Origin of the sequence: Pseudomonas sp. fls2-241-R2A-110 (assembly GCF_030209165.1) — a bacterium.
In the GTDB taxonomy this organism is placed as follows: Bacteria; Pseudomonadota; Gammaproteobacteria; order Pseudomonadales; family Pseudomonadaceae; genus Aquipseudomonas.
Map to the genome: position 1 here is coordinate 82,748 of NZ_JARVSN010000006.1, position 20,460 is coordinate 103,207.

Consider the following 20,460-nt stretch of genomic DNA (forward strand, 5'->3'; position numbering starts at 1 on the left):
ACAGGGAAACGCGGTCAACTGTGGGAGCGAGCTTGCTCGCGAAGGCGCCAGTCCAGGCAATAAATCATTAAGAAGCCGCTGGCTGACTGTGCGGAAACAACAAATCCACGAACCGCTCCGCTGTCGGCTGCGGTTCATGGTTGGCCAGCCCGGCGCGTTCGTTGGCTTCGATGAATACGTATTCCGGCTGGTCCGCGGCTGGCACCAACAGATCAAGCCCGACCATTGGAATGTCCAGCGCCCGCGCGGCACGCACGGCGGCATCGACCAGGGTCGGATGCAAGATCTCCGTGACATCCTCAAGGATGCCACCGGTGTGAAGATTCGCCGTACGCCGTACGAACAGATGCTCGCCGGCCGGCAGAATGCTGCTGTAGTCGTAACCCGCCGCCTGCAAGGTGCGCTGAGTCTCATGGTCCAGAGGGATTTTGCTTTCACCGCTGGTCGCGGCCTGCCGACGACGACTCTGGGCCTCGATCAGCGCCTCGATCGAATGCTGGCCATCGCCCACCACTTCGGCCGGTCGACGAATGGCCGCGGCGACCACTTCAAAGCCAATCACCAGAATCCTCAGATCAAGGCCTTCGTGGAAGCTTTCCAACAACACCCGGCTGTCGAATTCGCGTGCTGCATCGATGGCGTGCTGAATGTCCTCGATGGTCTGCAGGTCCACGGCAACGCCTTGGCCCTGTTCGCCATCCAGAGGTTTGACCACCACCCGTTCGTGCTCATCGAGAAAGGCCAGGTTGTCATCGGCATTGCCCGCCAGTTGCTGGGAAGGCAGGTTCAGCCCGGCGGCCTTGAGCACTTTATGCGTCAGGCTTTTGTCTTGGCACAGGGTCATGCTGATGGCGCTGGTCAGGTCACTCAACGATTCGCGACAACGTACGCGACGCCCGCCATGACTGAGGGTGAACATGCCGGCATTGGCATCATCGACATGTACATCGATGCCACGGCGATGGGCTTCCTCGACGATGATTCGCGCATACGGATTGAATTCGGCTTCCGGGCCCGGACCGAGGAACAACGGCTGGTTGATGCCATTCTTGCGCTTGATGGCAAAGGTCGGCAGGTTGCGAAAACCGAGCTTGGCATAAAGACTTTTAGCCTGACGATTGTCGTGCAGCACCGACAGGTCCAAGTAGCTCAGGCCACGGCTCATGAAGTGTTCGATCAGGTGGCGCACCAGCACTTCACCGACACCGGGCCGCGAGCAGTGCGGATCCACCGCCAGGCACCAAAGGCTGCTGCCGTTTTCCGGGTCGTTGAAGGCCTTGTGATGATTGAGGCCCATGACACTGCCAATGATTGCGCCGCTGTCCTCATCTTCAGCCAGCCAATACACCGGGCCACCTTGATGGCGTGGCGTCAGCAGATGTGCATCGATGGGCAACATGCCGCGTGCCTGGTACAGCTGATTGATCGCCTGCCAGTCTGTTTCGCTCTGGGCGCGGCGAATCCGAAAACCACGAAACACACGCGTTGACTGACGATAATCGCTGAACCACAGACGCAAGGTGTCGGACGGGTCCAGGAACAGTTGAACCGGCTCCAGCCCCAGCACTTGCTGAGGGGCGGCGACGTACAGCGCAATGTCTCGCTCGCCCGGCTGCTCATTGAGCAACTCTTGGGCGAGGCTCGCCGGATCAGGAAACGTGTGGCCGATCAACAACCGGCCCCAGCCGCAATGCACCGCAATGGGCGCTGCGCCCAGTTCACTGCCGTCCTCGGCCAGGCGCGCCTGCAAGCGTTCATAAGTGGGCGACTGACCGCGCAACAAGCGTTGGCTATACGCCGTAGCGTTAGGTTTCATCGATCAGATTCCTTGTTCACTGAGCCACAGGTTCAGGGCCGCCAACTGCCACAGCTTGGAGCCGCGCAACGGGGTCAACTGGCCTTGCGGATCGGTCAGCAGGCGGTCAAGCATGTCCGGGTTGAACAGACCACGATCCTGACTCGGATCCAGCAGCAGCTCGCGGACCCAGTTCAGCGTGTCGCCTTGCAAATGCTTGAGGCCGGGCACCGGAAAGTAACCTTTCTTGCGATCAATCACTTCGCTCGGAATGACCAGACGCGCCGCTTCCTTCAGGACCTGTTTACCACCGTCCGGCAGTTTGAATTTGCCCGGCACGCGGGCCGACAACTCCACCAGGCGATAGTCCAGAAACGGTGTGCGCGCTTCCAGGCCCCACGCCATGGTCATGTTGTCGACGCGTTTGACCGGGTCGTCCACCAGCATGATCGTGCTGTCCAGGCGCAGGGCCTTGTCGACGGCGGCATCGGCACCGGGCTGTGCGAAATGTTCCTTCACGAAGTCGCCTGCGGCGTCATTTGCCGTCAGCCATTTCGGCTGCACCGTGGCGGCGTAGTCTTCATAACTACGGTCGAAAAACGCATCGCGGTAGGCGGCATATGGATCATCGGCACCGTCGACTTGCGGATACCAGTGATAACCGGCAAACAGCTCGTCGGCACCCTGGCCGCTCTGCACCACTTTGCAATGCTTGGCCACTTCCCGGGACAGCAGGTAGAAGGCGATGCAGTCATGACTGACCATTGGCTCGCTCATGGCGCGGAACGCCGCGGGCAGTTGCTCGATGATCTCTTTTTCGTCGATGCGCAGTTGATGGTGTTGCGTGTTGTAGTGCTTGGCGATCAGGTCCGAGTACTGGAATTCGTCGCCGCGCTCGCCGCCGGCATCCTGGAAACCGATGGAAAACGTCGACAGGTTTTCGACGCCGACTTCGCGCAACAGACCGACCAGCATGCTCGAGTCGACGCCGCCGGAAAGCAGGACGCCGACGTCGACCGCTGCCCGTTGACGGATCGCCACGGCATCACGAGTGCTGTCGAGGACACGGTCACGCCAGTCTTCGAGCGTCAGGTTCATCTCGTCGGCATGCGGTCCGTAGGGCAGGGTCCACCAGGTTTTCTGTTCGGTACGACCGTCCGCCTCGATGCGCATCCAGGTTGCGGGCGGCAGTTTTTCAATGCCGGCCAGCAAGGTGCGCGGCGCCGGGACCACCGCATGAAAGTTCAGGTAGTGATTGAGCGCCACCGGATCAAGGATCGGATTGATATCGCCGCCCTTGAGCAGTGCCGGAAGAGCGGAAGCAAAACGCAGGCGCTGGCCGGTGCGCGACAGGTACAGCGGCTTCACGCCGAGACGGTCGCGGGCGATGAACAGGCGCTGGGCGTCACGTTCCCAGATCGCGAACGCGAACATGCCGTTGAGTTTGGGCAGCAGCGCTTCACCCCAGGCGTGATAGCCCTTGAGCAGCACTTCGGTGTCGCCACCGGAATAGAAGGCATAGCCGAGGCTTTCGAGCTCGGTGCGCAGTTCCGGGAAGTTATAGATCGCGCCGTTGAAGGCCAGGGACAAGCCCAGTTGGTTGTCGATCATCGGCTGCGCCGAGCCGTCCGACAGGTCCATGATTTTCAGGCGACGATGGCCCAGGGCAATCGGCCCTTGGGCATGAAAACCCCATGCGTCAGGGCCACGTGGGGCCAGGTGATGGGTGATCCGTTCAACGGCCGCCAGGTCCGCAGGTTGATGATCGAAGCGTAACTCGCCAGCTAATCCGCACATAAATTCCTTACCGGTTTTTCCGTTGGGGAGGGTCAATCGATAATCGGCCAAAATGCCGGGTACTCAGAAACTGACCCGGTGAAATCCTGTGAGTTTTAGATCGATAAGTAATAAGTGTTGAAGCTCAAAGGGCTGGCCGTAACTCAAAATGCGCAGTCGCGTGCGGTACATAGTTAGGTTATGCATGGACAATGCTGCTGGTTAAGTGGCTGAAACACCTAGGATTTTGCGTTATTCACTGGCCGATGGATTCGCTACGGTAGGGGCTCTTTTGTAGGCAATAAGGAACATTGCGTATGCCCGTGAAGGACCCCTTGTTGCGGCGATCAAACCGTTCACCACCACAGACCGGCTCGCTGCGCTGATGCTGATGACCGGCGATCTGGAAACCGCCGAGTCGCTGCAAAAGACCCTTCCTGCGTGGCTCACGGATGCAACGCCGGAAATACCCGCAAAGGTTTGCCGCGCTCAACGTGACTTACCCGGCGAAGATGCAGGCGGTGTTCGAGAAGGCGGATACCCTCTCGACGGCCGACTATCTGAGCCAGGTGTCGGTGATCAAGATCGAAAAGGAAGTCGCGCAGAACGCCGTTTTCGAGCAGTTGACCCAGGCCGCATTGAGAATTGACGACCTGGGCATCTGCGCGCTGCCGGGCAGTTGAGTCTATTTGCCTCGAATCAGGCGCCGCAGGGCAAAGCGGTTCGGATGACAGGCCTCGGCCACGGCTCTGGGCAGTGGCAATGGTTCGTCGTCGAGCCAGGCTGCCAGCAACTCGCCTGACAAGGGCGCGGTGATCAGCCCGCGCGAGCCGTGGCCGCTGTTAACGTACACACCTTCGAGCCATGGACACGGGATGTCCGGGGTTTGCCGGGCATCCTTGCCCAGGGAGACGTAGGCGTCGGCGAAGGCCTCACGGTCTGCCAGAGGGCCGACAATCGGCAGGTAGTCGGGGCTGGTGCAGCGAAACGCTGCGCGACCTTCCAGCGTCTCGGGGCGCAAGGTGTCGGCGCCAAGTCGAGCCATCAGGTCCATCGAGATTTCTTCGAGCATGTGCAGATTGCCGGCGTGCTCGGCGGCTGTTGGCGTCAGGTCATCGTTGTTGAAGTCAAAACTCGCGCCGAGTGTGTGCTCGCCCAAGCGAGCCGGCGCGACATAGCCTTCGGCGCACACGACGGTGCTCAGTTCTTGGCTTTCTGGTGTCTGGGGCAGTCGGGTGATTTGGCCGCGAATACGTTTGAGAGGTAAATCGCTACTGAAGTCGAAACGCTTGATGTCGGCCGCACCGGCCAGTACCACCGTTGGCGCGCTGGCCAGCAACCGGTCGCCATCCCAAGCCTGCCAATGTCCCTGCTCACGACGCAATTGCAGCACATCGTGGTGCGTCAGAATCCGGATACCCGAATGCGCTGCTTGCCATGTGCAAAGTGCGGGCGGGTGCACCCAGCCGCCTTCGGGATAGAAGAGGCCGCCCCATTGCAGGTCGACACCCGCGAGAAGCCGCGCCCGTTCCTGATCGAGCATGTGCAATAAATCTTCGGGAAAGGCTTGCGCCAATTGCGCCTGGCGTTGCGCTTCCTTGGCGTTGAACGCCAGTTGCAATACGCCGCAATCGTCCCAGTCAACACCGCGCTGCAGATGCTCAAGCAGGCGTCGGGTGTAACCGAAACCACTGACAATCAACTGTGACAACGCCGTACCGTGGGCTGAAAGCTTGAGGTACAAAACGCCTTGTGGATTGCCCGAGGCTTCCTGTGCCAGTGCGTCATGTCGCTCCAGCAGACTCACCTGCCAACCCCGCGCAGCGAGGCTGGCGGCCGTCGCGCAACCGGCCAGGCCTGCACCGATCACCAGCGCATGACGTTCACCGGGCGCTGGCATCGGGCGAGCGAACCAGGGCTTGGCGGCAACGGGGGCTGCGGTTTCTTCAGGCCAGCCCAGGAACACCCCTCGCAGGATTTCCCACTTATGGCCAATGCCCGGCGTGCGCTTCATCTTGAACCCTGCTGCATTCAGCAGGCGTCGTACCCAACCGGTACTGGTGAAGGTGCTGATGGTCGATCCTGGCGCGGCCAGGCGCGCCAGTTCGGCAAACAGTTCGGCGGTCCACATGTCGGGGTTTTTCGCCGGGGCGAAACCGTCGAGAAACCACGCATCGATCCGTGCATCCAGTTGCGGCAGTTGCTCCAGTGCATCGCCAATCAACAAGGTCAGGGTCACGCGGCCGTTGTCCAGAACCAGTCGCTGGAAGCCTTGATGGATCGCCACGTAGTGCGCGAGCAATTGATCGGCAAACGGCTTGAGTTCCGGCCATAACGCCAGTGCCCGTTGCAGGTCCGGGGTGCTCAACGGGTATTTTTCGACGCTGACAAAATGCAATCGCGCACCGGCCACTGCCTGCTGCTCGAACAACTGCCAGGCACACAGAAAGTTAAGCCCGGTGCCGAAGCCCGTTTCGCCAATGACCAGTCGACCGCCGGCTGGCAACGCAGCAAAACGTTCACGCAATCCGTTCTGTTCCAGGAATACGTAACGGGTTTCTTCAAGGCCTGACTGGTTGGAAAAATACACATCGTCAAAGACTCGCGAACGCGGAAGTCCCTGTTCGTCCCAGTCAAGTTGGGCGTTAGGCAATACAGGTTTCATGGCAGGCTCTGCAACGGCAAGGTGGCCATTCTAGCCGATCGCCGTGACGACGCTTGATCCATGGCAGCTTCGCACCTCATAACCCTTGTCCGAGGGAATTTCTCTACGGACTGGCGGCCCAATCCGCTAGTCTTGCTCAATACGGGAAAGGGAGCTGTCCATGTTCGAATCTGCTGAAATCGGTCACGCCATCGACAAAGAAACCTATGACGCCGAAGTGCCAGCGCTGCGTGAGGCCTTGCTTGAAGCGCAGTTCGACCTTCAGCAGCAAAAACGCTTTGCGGTGATTATTTTAATCAACGGCATCGAAGGCGCAGGCAAGGGTGAAACGGTCAAGTTGCTCAACGAGTGGATGGACCCACGTTTGATCGAGGTCCGCACGTTCGATCAGCAGACCGACGAAGAACTGGCGCGACCACCGGCCTGGCGCTATTGGCGGATGCTGCCTGCCAGTGGGCGCATGGGGGTGTTCTTTGGCAACTGGTACAGCCAGATGCTGCAAGGTCGGGTGCATGGTTTGTTCAAGGATGCGGTGCTGGATCAGGCGATCAACCAGTCCGAACGCTTTGAAAAAATGTTGTGCGACGAAGGCACGCTGATCTTCAAGTTCTGGTTTCACCTTTCCAAGAAACAAATGAAGGCGCGACTCAAGGCGCTTGCCGACGATCCGCTGCACAGTTGGCGCATCAGCCCGCTGGACTGGCAGCAATCGGCAACGTACGACAAATTCGTTAAATACGGCGAACGCGTGTTGCGCCGCACCAGCCGTGACTACGCGCCCTGGCATGTCATTGAAGGGGTGGATGCGCATTATCGCAGCCTGACGGTGGGCAAGATCCTGCTCGAAGGTTTGCAAAATGCCCTGCTGCGTACCCAAGTGCACGCGGACAAAGTCAACGCGGCGCCGCTGCCGATCCATGTCGATCAATTGAATCTGCTCGACAGCCTGGACCTGACCTTGAGTCTGGACAAGGACGATTACGAAGAACAACTGATTACCGAACAGGCGCGGTTTTCAGGCTTGATGCGCGACAGACGCATGCGCCGACACGCCTTGGTGGCGGTATTCGAAGGCAACGATGCGGCCGGCAAGGGCGGGGCAATACGTCGAGTCGCCGCGGCGCTCGACCCGCGTCAATACAGCATCGTGCCAATTGCCGCGCCCACCGAAGAGGAGCGTGCACAGCCCTATCTATGGCGGTTCTGGCGGCACATTCCGGCCAAGGGCAAATTCACGGTGTTCGATCGATCGTGGTACGGCCGGGTCTTGGTCGAGCGCGTTGAAGGCTTCTGTCCACCCGCTGACTGGCTGCGGGCTTACAGCGAGATCAATGATTTCGAAGAGCAGATTTCCGATTCGGGCGTTATCGTGGTCAAGTTCTGGCTGGCCATCGACAAGGCGACGCAACTGGAGCGATTCCAGGCGCGCGAAGAGATTCCCTTCAAGCGTTTCAAGATCACCGAAGACGATTGGCGCAACCGCGAACGATGGGACGCTTACCGTGAGGCGGTGGGCGATATGGTTGACCGCACCAGCACCGAAGTTTCGCCGTGGACCCTGGTGGAAGCCAATGACAAGCGCTGGGCTCGAGTCAAAGTCCTGCGCACAATCAACCATGCGCTGGAAGAAGCGTTCGAGAAATCAGACAAGCAGGCGAGGAAGGCGAAACAACGCAAGCAGTAAGGCGATGGTTACGCATACGCGGGGTGAATGATTGTCGCGGTCGGTTATGCGGTGGACTTATGCTCGGTCCACTCTCAACCGACAACAACAATGAGGTATGCCATGCGTGAAGTGGTGATCGTCGACAGCGTGCGGACCGGCCTGGCCAAATCCTTTCGCGGCAAGTTCAACCAGACCCGTCCGGACGACATGGCGGCGCATTGTGTCGATGCGCTGCTGGAACGCTCAGGCATCGACCCTTCCAGCGTCGAGGATTGCATCGTCGGCGCGGGTTCCAACGAAGGCGCGCAGGGGTTCAACATCGGGCGCAATGTCGCGGTGTTGTCGCGGTTGGGCATCGGCACCGCCGGCATGACCCTCAACCGTTTCTGCTCCTCGGGCTTGCAAGCCATTGCCATTGCCGCCAACCAGATCGCTTCGGGTTGCAGCGACATCATTGTTGCCGGTGGTGTTGAATCCATCAGCCTGACCATGAAAAGCGTCAACACCGACAACCTCATCAACCCGCTGCTGAAAGAGCAGGTGCCGGGCATTTATTTCCCGATGGGGCAGACGGCCGAAATCGTCGCGCGCCGTTACCACGTCAGCCGTGAAGAGCAGGATCTGTACGCCCTGCAAAGTCAGCAAAGAACCGCTCAAGCACAGGCGGCTGGATTGTTCGACGATGAAATCGTGCCGATGGCGGTGAAGTATCGGGTTGAAGACAAGGCCACCGGCCAGATTCAGATCCTCGACGGTATCGTCGATCACGACGACTGCAATCGCCCGGACACCACGTTGCAAAGCCTGGCCGGGTTGAAGCCGGTGTTTGCTGAGGACGGCTCGGTGACGGCGGGCAACTCTTCACAATTGTCCGATGGCGCTTCGATGACGCTGGTGATGAGCCTGGATAAAGCGCTGGAACTGGGGCTGAAGCCAAAGGCTTTTTTTCGCGGGTTCGCGGTGGCTGGGTGCGAGCCGGACGAGATGGGGATCGGCCCGGTGTTCTCGGTGCCAAAACTACTCAAGGCCAAGGGTTTGCAGGTGGCGGACATTGACCTTTGGGAGCTCAACGAAGCCTTCGCTTCGCAGTGCCTGTACAGCCGCAATCGCCTGGAAATCGATAACGACAAGTACAACGTCAATGGCGGTTCGATTTCCATTGGTCACCCGTTTGGCATGACTGGATCGCGTCAGGTCGGGCATATCGTGCGTGAGTTGCAGCGGCGCAATTTGCGCTACGGCGTGGTCACCATGTGCGTGGGTGGCGGGATGGGTGCGACCGGATTGTTTGAGTCGGTGCGTTAAGTACTTCAACATTTGTAGCGAATGTTAAATAGCCATCGCGGGCAAGCCCGCTCCTACAGTGGATCGCATTCCAATGTGGGAGCGAGCTTGCCCGCGATGCAGTCGCCTCGGTCTACAGGCTCATACTTAAAAGCAGTTTGCGCTCGATGTAAGACTGGATCTCCCACACCGCCTTCTCCCGGTTTTCGAACGGTCCCTCCAGGGTGTTTTCCCGGGTGACGAAAAACAATTGCCCATTCACACGGCACAAACGGTCACTGCGAAAATACGTGGCGGGAGCTGGGTCCTTGGCGCGCATGCCGTACATGGTTGTCTCCTGGTGGAGTTTCTGTTGGCGGACCCAATGAGCTTATGCATGAACCACTTGCGGCGCCTGTCCAACTGATCGACGGCACCTCGCCAGATTTTTGATGCGACCTGCACAGTTTCATTCGCGGCCTGGCGGTAACTGTGCCTGTGTCGCACTCCGGTCTGAGCCTAGAATGGTGCCTCTTGCCATCTGGCTTTTTCGGGGTTCGCATGCACATTTCATCCGGTCGCTGGGTTTACGGTCTCTTCCTGGCCTTGCTGACCGCGTTGTTGTGGGGAATCCTGCCGATCAAACTCAAGCAAGTGCTGTTGGTGATGGACCCGGTGACGGTGACCTGGTTTCGCCTGATCGTGTCCGGCGGTTGCCTGTTCATTTACCTGGCCGCGACCAGACGCCTGCCCAGCCGCAAAGCCCTCGGCCCGCGCGGCGGTTGGCTGGTGGTGATGGCGGTGCTCGGTCTGGTCGGTAACTATGTGCTGTACTTGATGGGCCTGAACCTGCTGAGCCCCGGCACCGCGCAACTGGTGGTGCAGATGGGCCCGATCATGTTGCTGGTCGCCAGTCTGTTTGTGTTCAAGGAACGGTTCAGCGTGGGGCAGGGGATAGGCCTGCTGGTGCTGTTGATCGGCTTCGGGCTGTTTTTCAACCAGCGTCTGGTCGAGTTGCTGACGTCGCTGAGCGACTACACCGCGGGTGTGTTGCTGGTGTTGTTGGCTTCTACGGTCTGGACCTTTTACGCGCTGGGGCAGAAGCAATTGCTGACGGTGTGGAATTCACTGCAGGTAATGATGGTGATTTACCTGTTCTGCGCTCTCTTGCTGACGCCGTGGGTGCATCCGCTGGAGGCGCTGCAACTGAGTCCGCTGCAAGGCTGGCTGCTGCTGGCTTGCTGCATGAATACGCTGATTGCCTATGGCGCATTTGCCGAAGCGCTGGCGCATTGGGAAGCATCGCGGGTCAGTGCGACGTTGGCGATTACGCCGTTAGTGACGTTCGCTGCTGTCGCCGTGGCGGCGTGGTTGTGGCCGGATTTTGTGCATGCCGAGACGATCAATGGCTTGGGATATGGCGGGGCGGTGCTGGTGGTGCTGGGCTCGGCGCTGGTGGCACTGGGGCCGTCGTTGATTGCCGGGCTTCGGGCTCGGCGCGTTCGGATGTCCGTAAGCTGAACCGTGTCATCGTTCATCGCGAGCAGGCTCGCTCCCACATTGAACCGAGTCCTATCAGAAGAACGCGGTCACCTGTGGGAGCGAGCCTGCTCGCGATGACGGACTAACAATCACTACAAAATTCAGCCCTTGGCCCCGGCCTCCAGCATATTCTCTGGTCGCACCCACGCATCAAACTGTTCATCGGTCAGATAGCCCAACTGCAACGCCGCTTCCCGCAGAGTCAGACCTTCGGCGTACGCCTTCTTGGCAATCTCCGCCGACTTGTCGTAACCGATATGCGGGTTCAGCGCCGTCACCAGCATCAATCCACGTTCCAGGTGCTCGGCCATTTTCGCCGCATCGGGCTCAAGGCCGGCGATGCAATGCTGCTGGAAGTTGCTGCAACCATCGCCCAGCAGGCGGATCGATTGCAGCAGGTTGTGGATGATCACCGGTTTGAACACGTTCAATTGCAGATGGCCCTGACTCGCCGCAAAACCGATGGCGACGTCATTGCCCAAGACCTGACAAGCAAGCATCGACAGCGCTTCGCACTGCGTCGGATTGACCTTGCCCGGCATGATCGAACTGCCTGGTTCGTTGGCCGGCAGTTTCACTTCAGCGAACCCGGCTCGCGGCCCGGAACCCAGCAGGCGCAGGTCGTTGGCGATTTTCATCAGGGTCACTGCAAGGGTTTTCAGCGCGCCGGACAACGTGGTCAGCGGCTCATGACCGGCCAGCGCGGCGAATTTATTCGGTGCGGTGACGAACGGCAGGCCGGAGAGGGCGGCCAGTTCGGCAGCGATCGCCTCGCCAAAACCATGCGGCGAGTTCAGCCCGGTGCCGACGGCGGTGCCGCCCTGTGCCAGCTCGCACACCGCCGGCAGCGCACTGCGGATCGCCCGTTCGGCGTAATCCAGTTGTGCGATAAATGCCGAGAGTTCCTGGCCGAACGTGATCGGCGTGGCATCCATCATGTGCGTCCGGCCGGTCTTGACCAGTTTCATGTGCCGCGCCGACAGCTCCGCCAACCCGCCAGACAGCTCGCTGATGGCTGGCAGCAAATGCTGCTGGACCGCCTGAACCGCGGCGATGTGCATGGCCGTCGGGAAGCAGTCGTTTGAGCTCTGGGAGCGATTGACGTGATCGTTGGGATGAACCGGCGACTTGCCGCCACGTGGGTTGCCGGCCAATTCGTTGGCACGTCCGGCAATCACTTCGTTGACGTTCATGTTGCTCTGGGTGCCGCTGCCGGTCTGCCAGACCACCAGCGGGAACTGGTCGTCGTGGCTGCCGTCGAGCACTTCGTCGGCGGCCTGTTCGATCAGCCGGGCGATGTCGGCGGGCAGATCACCGTTGCGGTCATTGACCCGCGCCGCGGCTTTCTTGATCAGCGCCAGTGCATGCAGCACAGCCAGCGGCATGCGTTCGTTGCCGATGGCGAAGTTAATCAGCGAGCGTTGCGTCTGAGCGCCCCAGTAGGCTTCATCCGGGACTTCCACCTGGCCAAGGCTGTCGGTTTCGATACGGCTCATCTTGCACACTCCTGTAGGTCGATAGCGCAGTTTAGGCCGTGATCGCCGGCCGTGGTTCCATCAGTCTGGATTTTGACCGTTCAACCCCTCTAAATCAGACCCGACAAGGCTTGGGGTTGAGCGACACACTTTTTTAGGCGCAGAATGGACGCCCTTGGGGTTTTACCTCGCCTGCTAGAAAAGGAAACTCGATGACTCGTCTTCGTGCCATCTGTACCGCGGTTGCACTGGTTTGCGCCAGCGGCCCTGTTTTTGCCGATACCGCCAGCCATAACGCCAGTGCCGAAGCTTTCCTGACCCTGGCGCACGCTGACAAATTGGGCACTCCGGTGTACATGCAAGTGCAGCAAATGTTCGCTCAGCGCTTTGAACAGACCAAAGCCCCTGAATCGAAAAAAGCCTTGTTGGAAACTTACCAGGCCAAAGCCAACGCAGCGCTGGACCAAGCCATTGGCTGGAACAAGCTGAAGCCGGACATGGTCAAGCTCTACACCACCAACTTCAGCGAATCGGAGCTCAAGGACCTGGTTGCTTTCTACCAGTCGCCACTGGGCAAGAAAGTCCTGGAAAAAATGCCGCAGCTGACTCAGCAATCGGCCCAGATGACTCAAGCCAAGCTGGAAAGCGCAGTGCCTGTGGTCAACAAACTGCTGGCTGACATGACGGCCGAGCTGGAGCCTAAAGGCGCCGCTGCTCCTGCCAAGAAAAAGCCATAAGCGGAGTTCGGTATGACCATGCAACAACGCATCGAATCGACGTTGGGCCTGTTACAGCCCGAGCACCTGCAAGTGCTGGATGAGAGCCACATGCACAGCCGTGGGTTGCAGACCCATTTCAAGGCCGTGGTGGTCAGCCAGCAGTTCGAGGGTCTCAACCGCGTCAAGCGTCACCAGAAGGTCTACGGCACGCTCGGCGAGCTGATGGGCGAGTTCCATGCGTTGGCGCTGCATACCTACACGCCAGAAGAATGGGCACAGATCGATGCGGCTCCGGCCTCGCCAACCTGTGCTGGCGGCAGCAAGCATTAACCTTTGGTTTTTTGCTAGAATCCGCAACGCGCCGCTCACCCGGCGCGTTTTTTTTCGTATCCGGTTCACCCTTTGCGAGGGTAGCCACCTGGAGAATCACCCATGACACAAAAGATTGTCGTGGCGGCACTGTATAAGTTCGTCACCCTGGAAGATTACGTCGCCCTGCGCGAGCCATTGCTGCAAGCCATGGTCGACAACGGCATCAAAGGCACGCTGCTGATCGCCGATGAAGGCATCAATGGCACCGTGTCCGGCAGCCGTGAAGGCATCGACGGGCTGATGGCCTGGCTCAAGAACGACCCGCGCATGGACGACATCGACCACAAAGAGTCGTACTGCGACGACCAGCCGTTCTACCGCACCAAGGTCAAGCTCAAGAAAGAAATCGTCACCCTCGGCGTCGAAGGCGTGGACCCGAACAAAAAGGTCGGCACCTACGTCGATCCGCAGAACTGGAATGCGCTGATCAGCGATCCTGAAGTGCTGTTGATCGACACCCGCAACGATTACGAGGTCTCGATCGGCACCTTCGAAGGCGCCATCGATCCGAAAACCACCAGTTTTCGTGAATTCCCCGACTACATCAAAGCCAATTTCGATCCGGCCGTGCACAAGAAAGTCGCGATGTTCTGCACCGGCGGCATTCGTTGCGAGAAGGCGTCGAGCTACATGCTCAGCCAGGGCTTCGATGAGGTCTACCATCTCAAGGGCGGCATCCTGAAGTACCTCGAAGAGGTTCCGCAGGAAGAAACCAAATGGCAGGGCGACTGCTTTGTGTTCGACAACCGCGTGACCGTGCGTCATGACCTCAGCGAAGGCGACTACGATCAGTGTCATGCCTGCCGTACGCCGGTCAGCGTCGAAGACCGCGCCTCCGAGCACTACGTGGCCGGCATCAGCTGCCCGCATTGCTGGAACACGTTGAGCGAGAAGACCCGCCGCAGTGCCATTGATCGGCAGAAGCAGATCGAACTGGCCAAGGCGCGCAACTTGCCTCACCCGATCGGCTACAACTACAAGCAAACCCCTTCCGAGGCTTGAACCATGTCTGCACGCCGCCTGCTCTATGTGATGGATCCGATGTGTTCCTGGTGCTGGGGCTTTGCGCCAGTCGCCAATGCGCTGGTCGAGCAGGCGCACGCGGCAGGCGTGGAGGTGCATTTGGTGGTCGGCGGTTTACGCACCGGCAGTGGCTCGGCGCTGGAGCCGACCACCCGACGCTACATTCTTGAGCACTGGCAGGCGGTCAACGAGGCCACCGGCCAGCCGTTCAAAGTCGAAGGCGCGTTGCCAGACGGGTTTGTCTACGACACCGAGCCTGCCTGCCGGGCACTGGTGACCGCGCGCAGCCTGGCGCCGGATTGCGCGTGGAAGCTGCTCGGGCTGATTCAGCACGCGTTCTACGCCGAAGGTCGCGACGTCACCCACGCCAGCGTGCTAGTGGAACTGGCTGAGAAAGCCGGCCTGCCGCGCATCGAATTTGCCGCCGCGTTCGACCGTGCCGATCAGCACGCCGCGACCGCTGCCGATTTCACCTGGGTCCAGGACCTGGGCATTGCCGGTTTCCCGACATTGCTGGCTGAACGTGACGGGCAACTGGCCCTGCTGACCAACGGTTACCAACCCTTGAGTGAGTTGTCGCCGTTGCTTGGCCGTTGGCTGGAGCGCGCCGCCTGTGCATGACCTGCCCGATGGCGCGCCCGCTCCCAAGCGTGTCGATCGGCTGAGTTGGGCCGAAATCCGTCGATTGGCCCTGCACCATAAAAAATCCCTGTGGATCGCCAATGGCGTCGCGGTGCTGGCTACTTTGTGCAGCGTGCCGATTCCGTTGCTTCTGCCATTGCTGGTCGATGAAGTGTTACTGGGGCACGGCGACGCCGCCCTGAAGATCATGAATTACGCACTGCCCCAAGGCTGGCAAAAAGCAGCAGGCTACATCGGCCTGATGCTGCTGGTGACCTTGTTGCTGCGCTGTGGCGCCTTGTTGTTCAACGTGGTGCAGGCGAAGTTGTTTGCGGCGTTGGCCAAGGACATCGTCTATCGCATTCGCGTGCGGCTGATCGAGCGGCTCAAGTGCATTTCCCTGGGCGAATACGAAAGCCTGGGCAGCGGCACGGTGACCACGCACCTGGTCACCGACCTGGACACGCTGGATAAATTCGTCGGCGAAACCCTCAGCCGTTTTCTCGTCGCGATGCTGACGCTGGTGGGCACCGCATCGATCCTGATGTGGATGCACTGGAAGCTGGCGCTGCTGATCTTGCTGTTCAACCCGTTGGTGATTTACGCGACGGTGCAGTTGGGCAAGCGGGTCAAACACCTGAAAAAACTCGAGAACGACAGCACTTCGCGCTTCACCCAGGCGTTGACCGAAACGCTTGATGCCATACAGGAAGTGCGCGCCGGCAACCGTCAGGGTTTTTTCCTCGGGCGTCTGGGACAGCGCGCCCGGGAGGTGCGCGATTACGCGGTGAACTCGCAGTGGAAAACCGATGCCTCCAACCGTGCCAGCGGTTTGCTGTTCCAGTTCGGCATCGATATTTTCCGCGCGGCAGCGATGCTCACGGTGCTGTTTTCCGACCTGTCCATCGGCCAGATGCTGGCGGTGTTCAGCTACCTGTGGTTCATGATCGGTCCGGTGGAGCAACTGCTCAATTTGCAGTACGCCTATTACGCCGCTGGTGGTGCGCTGTCGCGCATCAACGAACTGCTGGCCCGTGCCGATGAGCCGCAATACCCCGGTGGGGTAGATCCGTTCCAGGGGCGTGACACCGTGGGCATTGAAGTCCGGGGGCTGAGCTTTGGCTATAGCGACGAGCTGGTATTGAACAAGATGGACCTGTCCATCGCACCCGGTGAAAAAGTCGCCATCGTCGGTGCCAGTGGCGGCGGCAAGAGCACCCTGGTGCAATTGCTGCTGGGCTTGTACACGCCGCTTGCAGGGAGCATTCGCTTCGGCGGTTCGACTCAACAGGAGATCGGTCTGGAAGTCGTGCGGGAAAACGTTGCCGTGGTCTTGCAGCACCCTGCGCTATTCAACGACACCATCCGTGCCAACCTGACGATGGGCCGTCTGCGCAGCGACGAGGCCTGCTGGCAAGCGCTGGAAATTGCGCAGTTGCACCAGACCGTTCGAGCGTTGCCCGATGGTCTGGACAGTATCGTCGGACGTTCCGGAGTGCGTCTGTCCGGAGGCCAGCGTCAACGACTGGCCATTGCACGGATGGTGCTGGCCGAACCCAAGGTCGTGATTCTCGATGAGGCCACCTCGGCGCTCGACGCGGCCACTGAATACAATCTGCACCAGGCGTTGGCGCGGTTCCTGAGCCACCGCACCACGCTGATCATCGCGCATCGGTTGTCGGCGGTGAAGCAGGCCGATCGGGTGCTGGTGTTCGACGGCGGACAAATTGCCGAGGATGGCGACCATCAGCAACTGATTGCCGAAGGTGGTTTGTACGCCAAGCTGTATGGGCATTTGCAGCAACATTGAGTGACGCGTGTCGCACTTCAGTATCATTGTGCGTCGGTTTTTGGAACTGTGAAGGTTGTTTTCCGGTCTGCCAATTAGCTGATTTTGCACGGTATTGCTGTCAGTCTGTTCGTCGTCGCGAAGCACGCGTTGATGTTTCATAGAAGCGAATTGTCTGTTCGTAAGTTGTTCCAGGTTGTCGGATTCGGCGCCTGCAGATGCGCTAGTATGTGGCCGATGGAGGGGAGACCCCGCTTCAGCCCGAATGAATAAAAAACGCGGTACAGGTCCACGGCTCGACGGCAAAGCGCTGATCGGCCGGAGGCGCGTGTATGCGCAAAATATGGGCGCTGGCTTGCCGGGATCGATTACGCACCCTAGTCTAGCTTTAGCGATCACGTGGAATGATGATCTGGCAGTGCTAAAACAAGGGACCTCATGAAGCAAAAGCGGACTCTCGGAACGCCAAGGTTGTTGGGCATCGTCTGGCCATTTATCGCGGTAGTGCTGTTTCAGGCGCTATTGGGTGGGGTCAGTCTGTATGTGCTTTCGGCGGTTCGCGGCTATGTCGCCGGGGAAAGCCTCTGGTCCAAGGGCCAGAAGGATGCCATCTATTACCTTAATCTCTACGCGGACAGCCGTGACGGGGCGATTTTTCTCAAGTACCAGAACGCCATTGCCGTACCTCAGGGAGGCCACGAGTTGCGTTTGGCGCTGGACCAGCAGCCGCCGAATATCGAAGCCGCGCGCGTAGCCATTCTCAAAGGCGGCAACCACCCTGACGACGTCTCCAGCGTGATCTGGCTGTACCTCAATTTCAGACATTTCAGTTACCTGGAAAAGGCCATCGATCGTTGGACGGTGGGGGATTCCTATCTGGTGCAGCTCGATGACGTCGCCCAGGAGATGCATCAGCGTATTACCGAAGGTCAGGCGTCGGATGCCGACATCAAGCGCTGGAAGGCGCAAATTTTTGCGATCAACGACGATGTGACGCCTGCCGCCAAAGCGTTCAGTGATGCCTTGGGCGAGGGCTCGCGCCTGATTTTGCGCCTGCTGCTGGTGACGAACCTCGCCACGGCCCTGGGCTTGATTGCATTGGCCCTGATGCGCACGCACAAACTGCTCAAACAGCGCCATGCTTTCGCCGAGGCCTTGCAGTTGGAGAAAGACCGGGCGCAGATAACGTTGCAATCCATTGGCGACGGGGTAATTACCACGGATGTCGAGGGGGCGATCGCCTACATGAACCCGGCGGCCGAGGCACTGACCCACTGGAAAGGCGAGCAAGCCATTGGCTTGCCGCTTGCAGCCTTGTTCAATTTGCTGGATGAAAACGCTCAGGCCGATGGTTTCACGCTGATTGAACACATCCTGAGCGGTCAGCTCAGCGGTGGCAGCGAACATTCCAAACTGATCCAGCGTCTGGATGGCAGCACTGTTTCTGTCACCCTGGTCGGCGCGCCGATCCGTAATGCCGGCAAGGTCAGTGGCACGGTGCTGGTGTTGCATGACATGACCCAGGAGCGCCAGTACATCGCCAATCTGTCCTGGCAGGCGACCCATGACGCCTTGACCGGGCTGGCCAACCGCCGGGAGTTCGAGTATCGCCTGGAGCAGGTCATGCACAACCTGACGCGGCACTCGGGTCGTCACGCCCTGATGTTTCTCGATCTGGATCAATTCAAACTGGTCAACGATACCTGCGGTCACGCAGCGGGCGATGAACTGTTACGGCATATCTGCGCGCTGTTGCAATCGGGCTTGCGCGAAGGCGACACCCTGGCACGGCTGGGCGGAGACGAGTTCGGTATTTTGCTGGAAAACTGCCCGCCGGAAGCGGCCGAGAAAATTGCCGAGAACCTGCGTCAGACCGTCCAGAATCTGCACTTTGTCTGGAAAGGCCGGCCATTCGTGACAACGGTCAGCATCGGGCTGGTTCATGTCGCGCAAACGCCGACGACCCTTGAAGCCTCGTTGCGCGCCGCGGATATGGCTTGTTACATGGCCAAGGAAAAGGGGCGTAATCGTGTTCAGGTCTATCATGCCGATGATTCGGAGTTGTCCCTGCGATTCGGTGAAATGGCGTGGGTGCAGCGCCTGCACATGGCGCTCGAAGAAGACCGCTTTTGCCTCTACTCCCAGGAAATCGCGCCGCTTGGACACACTCAACAGGGCGGCGGCCATATAGAAATCCTGCTGCGTCTGCATGACGAATCCGGTCGCATGATATTGCCCGACAGTTTCATTCCGGCGGCAGAGCGTTATGGGCTGATGACTGCGCTGGACCGTTGGGTGGTGGAGAACGTTTTCAAGATCATTGCCCAATGTATTGCAGAAGAACGTAAAGGTCCTTTGGCCATGTGTGCGATCAATCTGTCAGGCACTACTATCGGAGATGAGGCGTTCCTGGACTTCCTGCGTGAACAGTTTGTTGTGTGGTCGATTCCTCCTGAAATGATTTGTTTTGAAATTACAGAAACCAGTGCAATTTCAAATTTGGGAAGCGCCATCAGATTTATCAACGAACTCAAAGGTTTAGGCTGCCATTTTTCGTTGGATGACTTCTGCGCCGGGATGTCCTCATTCGCATACTTGAAACATTTACCTGTAGACTTCTTGAAGATCGATGGAAGTTTCGTAAAGGATATGCTGGACGACCCGATTAACCGCGCCATGGTAGAAGTGATCAATCACATCGGCCATGTCATGGGTAAGCGCACGATTGCCGAGTTTGTAGAGACGCCCCAGATCGAGCAGGCACTGCTGGAGATCGGGGTCGATTTCGCTCAAGGGTATGTCATTGAACGCCCGCATCTGTTTACCTGCGATAGTTTGCAAAGTCGTCCCGCCAGGCCTCAACCTTTGCTATTCAAGGCGCCTGGTACGTTCCGTTGAAATCTCTAGCTGATCCTAACAATCACAATCAAAAGGAGCCCGACAGTGATCGACACATTCAACCGAACCGGACCACTCATGGAAGCTGCAAGTTATCCAGCCTGGGCGCAACAGCTCATCAAGGATTGCAGCGAGAGTAAACGCCGGGTTGTCGAGCACGAACTGTATCAGCGCATGCGAGATAACAAACTCAGCGCAAAAACCATGCGTCAGTACCTCATTGGTGGCTGGCCGGTGGTTGAACAGTTCGCGTTATACATGGCACAGAACCTGACCAAGACCCGCTTTGCCCGCCACCCCGGTGAGGACATGGCGCGTCGCTGGCTGATGCGCAACATTCGTGTCGAATTGAACCATGCCGATTACTGGGTGAACTGGAGTCGGGCACATGGCGTCAGCCTGGAAGATCTGCAGGCGCAACACGTTGCCCCTGAACTTCACGCATTGAGCCACTGGTGCTGGCACACCAGTTCTGCGGATTCACTGATCGTCGCCATCGCCGCCACCAACTATGCGATCGAAGGCGCCACCGGGGAGTGGTCGGCGCTGGTCTGTTCCAGCGGCGTGTATGCGGCTGCCTTCCCTGAGGAGGATCGCAAGCGGGCCATGAAGTGGTTGAAGATGCACGCCCAGTACGACGATGCTCATCCATGGGAAGCGCTGGAAATCATCTGCACGCTGGCCGGCATGAACCCGAGCAAATCGCTGCAAGTAGAATTGCGTCAGGCTGTCTGCAAGAGTTATGACTACATGCACCTGTTTCTGGAGCGGTGCATGCAGCTGGAGCATTCTGAAAAGGCTCCCGTGGCTCGTGAGCGGATGGCGCTCGCCGAAAGCTGATCCATAGGCAAAACAC

Annotated in this window: 16 protein-coding genes; 11 read left to right on the forward strand and 5 right to left on the reverse strand. The window is 59.1% G+C overall.

What is annotated here, in order from left to right; all coding sequences use genetic code 11:
- Nucleotides 1–67: 67 nt before the first annotated feature.
- On the reverse strand, nucleotides 68–1,816 hold the full coding sequence (ngg, locus tag QRN31_RS04570; protein ID WP_285430484.1) for an N-acetylglutaminylglutamine synthetase: 1,749 nt from the start codon (nucleotides 1,814–1,816) through the stop codon (nucleotides 68–70).
- A gap of 3 nt (nucleotides 1,817–1,819) precedes the next feature.
- Entirely contained in the window at nucleotides 1,820–3,592 is a 1,773-nt protein-coding gene (locus tag QRN31_RS04575) for an N-acetylglutaminylglutamine amidotransferase (RefSeq protein ID WP_285430485.1), read from the reverse strand.
- A 431-nt stretch (nucleotides 3,593–4,023) separates the two neighbouring features.
- On the opposite strand from QRN31_RS04575, the gene QRN31_RS04580 reads away from it, so the two are divergent.
- On the forward strand, nucleotides 4,024–4,254 hold the full coding sequence (locus tag QRN31_RS04580) for a hypothetical protein (protein WP_285430486.1): 231 nt from the start codon (nucleotides 4,024–4,026) through the stop codon (nucleotides 4,252–4,254).
- A 2-nt stretch (nucleotides 4,255–4,256) separates the two neighbouring features.
- Here the strand turns inward: QRN31_RS04580 and mnmC are convergent, their stop codons facing one another.
- On the reverse strand, nucleotides 4,257–6,236 hold the full coding sequence (gene mnmC, locus QRN31_RS04585) for a bifunctional tRNA (5-methylaminomethyl-2-thiouridine)(34)-methyltransferase MnmC2/FAD-dependent 5-carboxymethylaminomethyl-2-thiouridine(34) oxidoreductase MnmC1 (protein WP_285430487.1): 1,980 nt from the start codon (nucleotides 6,234–6,236) through the stop codon (nucleotides 4,257–4,259).
- Nucleotides 6,237–6,396: 160 nt separating this feature from the next.
- On the opposite strand from mnmC, the gene pap reads away from it, so the two are divergent.
- Both pap and QRN31_RS04595 read left to right on the forward strand, forming a co-directional pair.
- Nucleotides 6,397–7,920: a polyphosphate:AMP phosphotransferase gene (pap, locus tag QRN31_RS04590; protein ID WP_285430488.1), complete on the forward strand. Its 1,524-nt coding sequence runs from the start codon at nucleotides 6,397–6,399 to the stop codon at nucleotides 7,918–7,920.
- A gap of 102 nt (nucleotides 7,921–8,022) precedes the next feature.
- Nucleotides 8,023–9,207 (forward strand): thiolase family protein, encoded by a 1,185-nt coding sequence (locus QRN31_RS04595; RefSeq protein ID WP_285430489.1) that lies wholly within the window; start codon nucleotides 8,023–8,025, stop codon nucleotides 9,205–9,207.
- A 112-nt stretch (nucleotides 9,208–9,319) separates the two neighbouring features.
- Here QRN31_RS04595 and QRN31_RS04600 read toward each other — a convergent pair whose 3' ends face one another.
- Nucleotides 9,320–9,514 carry a DUF6316 family protein gene (locus tag QRN31_RS04600; RefSeq protein WP_285430490.1) on the reverse strand — a complete coding sequence of 65 codons (195 nt, stop codon included), beginning with the start codon at nucleotides 9,512–9,514 and terminating at the stop codon, nucleotides 9,320–9,322.
- A gap of 212 nt (nucleotides 9,515–9,726) precedes the next feature.
- Here QRN31_RS04600 and QRN31_RS04605 point away from each other — a divergent pair, with 212 nt between their 5' ends.
- A complete protein-coding gene (locus tag QRN31_RS04605) occupies nucleotides 9,727–10,686 on the forward strand; it encodes a DMT family transporter (protein WP_285430491.1) in 960 nt (319 codons plus the stop codon).
- A gap of 122 nt (nucleotides 10,687–10,808) precedes the next feature.
- On the opposite strand, the gene QRN31_RS04610 is transcribed toward QRN31_RS04605, so the two are convergent.
- Nucleotides 10,809–12,203 carry a class II fumarate hydratase gene (locus tag QRN31_RS04610; RefSeq protein ID WP_285430493.1) on the reverse strand — a complete coding sequence of 465 codons (1,395 nt, stop codon included), beginning with the start codon at nucleotides 12,201–12,203 and terminating at the stop codon, nucleotides 10,809–10,811.
- A 191-nt stretch (nucleotides 12,204–12,394) separates the two neighbouring features.
- Here QRN31_RS04610 and QRN31_RS04615 point away from each other — a divergent pair, with 191 nt between their 5' ends.
- The 7 genes from QRN31_RS04615 to QRN31_RS04645 all read left to right on the forward strand — a co-directional run bounded on the left by QRN31_RS04615 (nucleotide 12,395) and on the right by QRN31_RS04645 (nucleotide 20,444).
- On the forward strand, nucleotides 12,395–12,919 hold the full coding sequence (locus tag QRN31_RS04615; RefSeq protein WP_033055281.1) for a DUF2059 domain-containing protein: 525 nt from the start codon (nucleotides 12,395–12,397) through the stop codon (nucleotides 12,917–12,919).
- 12 nt (nucleotides 12,920–12,931) lie between these two features.
- The gene (locus QRN31_RS04620) at nucleotides 12,932–13,231 is read left to right on the forward strand and encodes a BolA family protein (protein WP_052964137.1); all 300 of its coding nucleotides are present in this window, start codon (nucleotides 12,932–12,934) and stop codon (nucleotides 13,229–13,231) included.
- Between the two features lie 102 nt (nucleotides 13,232–13,333).
- Nucleotides 13,334–14,275 carry an oxygen-dependent tRNA uridine(34) hydroxylase TrhO gene (gene trhO / locus QRN31_RS04625; protein ID WP_285430494.1) on the forward strand — a complete coding sequence of 314 codons (942 nt, stop codon included), beginning with the start codon at nucleotides 13,334–13,336 and terminating at the stop codon, nucleotides 14,273–14,275.
- Between the two features lie 39 nt (nucleotides 14,276–14,314).
- Nucleotides 14,315–14,917, forward strand: a complete 603-nt coding sequence (locus QRN31_RS04630) for a DsbA family protein (RefSeq protein WP_285430664.1) — start codon at nucleotides 14,315–14,317, stop codon at nucleotides 14,915–14,917.
- A complete protein-coding gene (locus QRN31_RS04635; protein WP_285430495.1) occupies nucleotides 14,910–16,727 on the forward strand; it encodes an ABC transporter ATP-binding protein in 1,818 nt (605 codons plus the stop codon). Before QRN31_RS04630 ends, QRN31_RS04635 begins: the two co-directional genes overlap by 8 nt.
- Before the next feature lie 417 nt (nucleotides 16,728–17,144).
- Entirely contained in the window at nucleotides 17,145–19,604 is a 2,460-nt protein-coding gene (locus tag QRN31_RS04640) for an EAL domain-containing protein (protein WP_285430496.1), read from the forward strand.
- Between the two features lie 78 nt (nucleotides 19,605–19,682).
- Nucleotides 19,683–20,444, forward strand: coding sequence for an iron-containing redox enzyme family protein (locus QRN31_RS04645; protein ID WP_405046048.1), 762 nt, complete (start codon nucleotides 19,683–19,685; stop codon nucleotides 20,442–20,444).
- The last annotated feature ends 16 nt before the right edge of the window (nucleotides 20,445–20,460 follow it).

What these genes read in the sequence shown, in the direction of transcription:
- ngg (WP_285430484.1), bottom strand. Translation starts at nt 1,816, where the DNA reads ATGAAACCTAACGCTACGGCGTATAGCCAACGCTTGTTGCGCGGTCAG.
- QRN31_RS04575 (WP_285430485.1), bottom strand. Translation starts at nt 3,592, where the DNA reads ATGTGCGGATTAGCTGGCGAGTTACGCTTCGATCATCAACCTGCGGAC.
- QRN31_RS04580 (WP_285430486.1), top strand. Translation starts at nt 4,024, where the DNA reads ATGCAACGCCGGAAATACCCGCAAAGGTTTGCCGCGCTCAACGTGACT.
- mnmC (WP_285430487.1), bottom strand. Translation starts at nt 6,236, where the DNA reads ATGAAACCTGTATTGCCTAACGCCCAACTTGACTGGGACGAACAGGGA.
- pap (WP_285430488.1), top strand. Translation starts at nt 6,397, where the DNA reads ATGTTCGAATCTGCTGAAATCGGTCACGCCATCGACAAAGAAACCTAT.
- QRN31_RS04595 (WP_285430489.1), top strand. Translation starts at nt 8,023, where the DNA reads ATGCGTGAAGTGGTGATCGTCGACAGCGTGCGGACCGGCCTGGCCAAA.
- QRN31_RS04600 (WP_285430490.1), bottom strand. Translation starts at nt 9,514, where the DNA reads ATGTACGGCATGCGCGCCAAGGACCCAGCTCCCGCCACGTATTTTCGC.
- QRN31_RS04605 (WP_285430491.1), top strand. Translation starts at nt 9,727, where the DNA reads ATGCACATTTCATCCGGTCGCTGGGTTTACGGTCTCTTCCTGGCCTTG.
- QRN31_RS04610 (WP_285430493.1), bottom strand. Translation starts at nt 12,203, where the DNA reads ATGAGCCGTATCGAAACCGACAGCCTTGGCCAGGTGGAAGTCCCGGAT.
- QRN31_RS04615 (WP_033055281.1), top strand. Translation starts at nt 12,395, where the DNA reads ATGACTCGTCTTCGTGCCATCTGTACCGCGGTTGCACTGGTTTGCGCC.
- QRN31_RS04620 (WP_052964137.1), top strand. Translation starts at nt 12,932, where the DNA reads ATGACCATGCAACAACGCATCGAATCGACGTTGGGCCTGTTACAGCCC.
- trhO (WP_285430494.1), top strand. Translation starts at nt 13,334, where the DNA reads ATGACACAAAAGATTGTCGTGGCGGCACTGTATAAGTTCGTCACCCTG.
- QRN31_RS04630 (WP_285430664.1), top strand. Translation starts at nt 14,315, where the DNA reads ATGTGTTCCTGGTGCTGGGGCTTTGCGCCAGTCGCCAATGCGCTGGTC.
- QRN31_RS04640 (WP_285430496.1), top strand. Translation starts at nt 17,145, where the DNA reads ATGAAGCAAAAGCGGACTCTCGGAACGCCAAGGTTGTTGGGCATCGTC.
- QRN31_RS04645 (WP_405046048.1), top strand. Translation starts at nt 19,683, where the DNA reads ATGGAAGCTGCAAGTTATCCAGCCTGGGCGCAACAGCTCATCAAGGAT.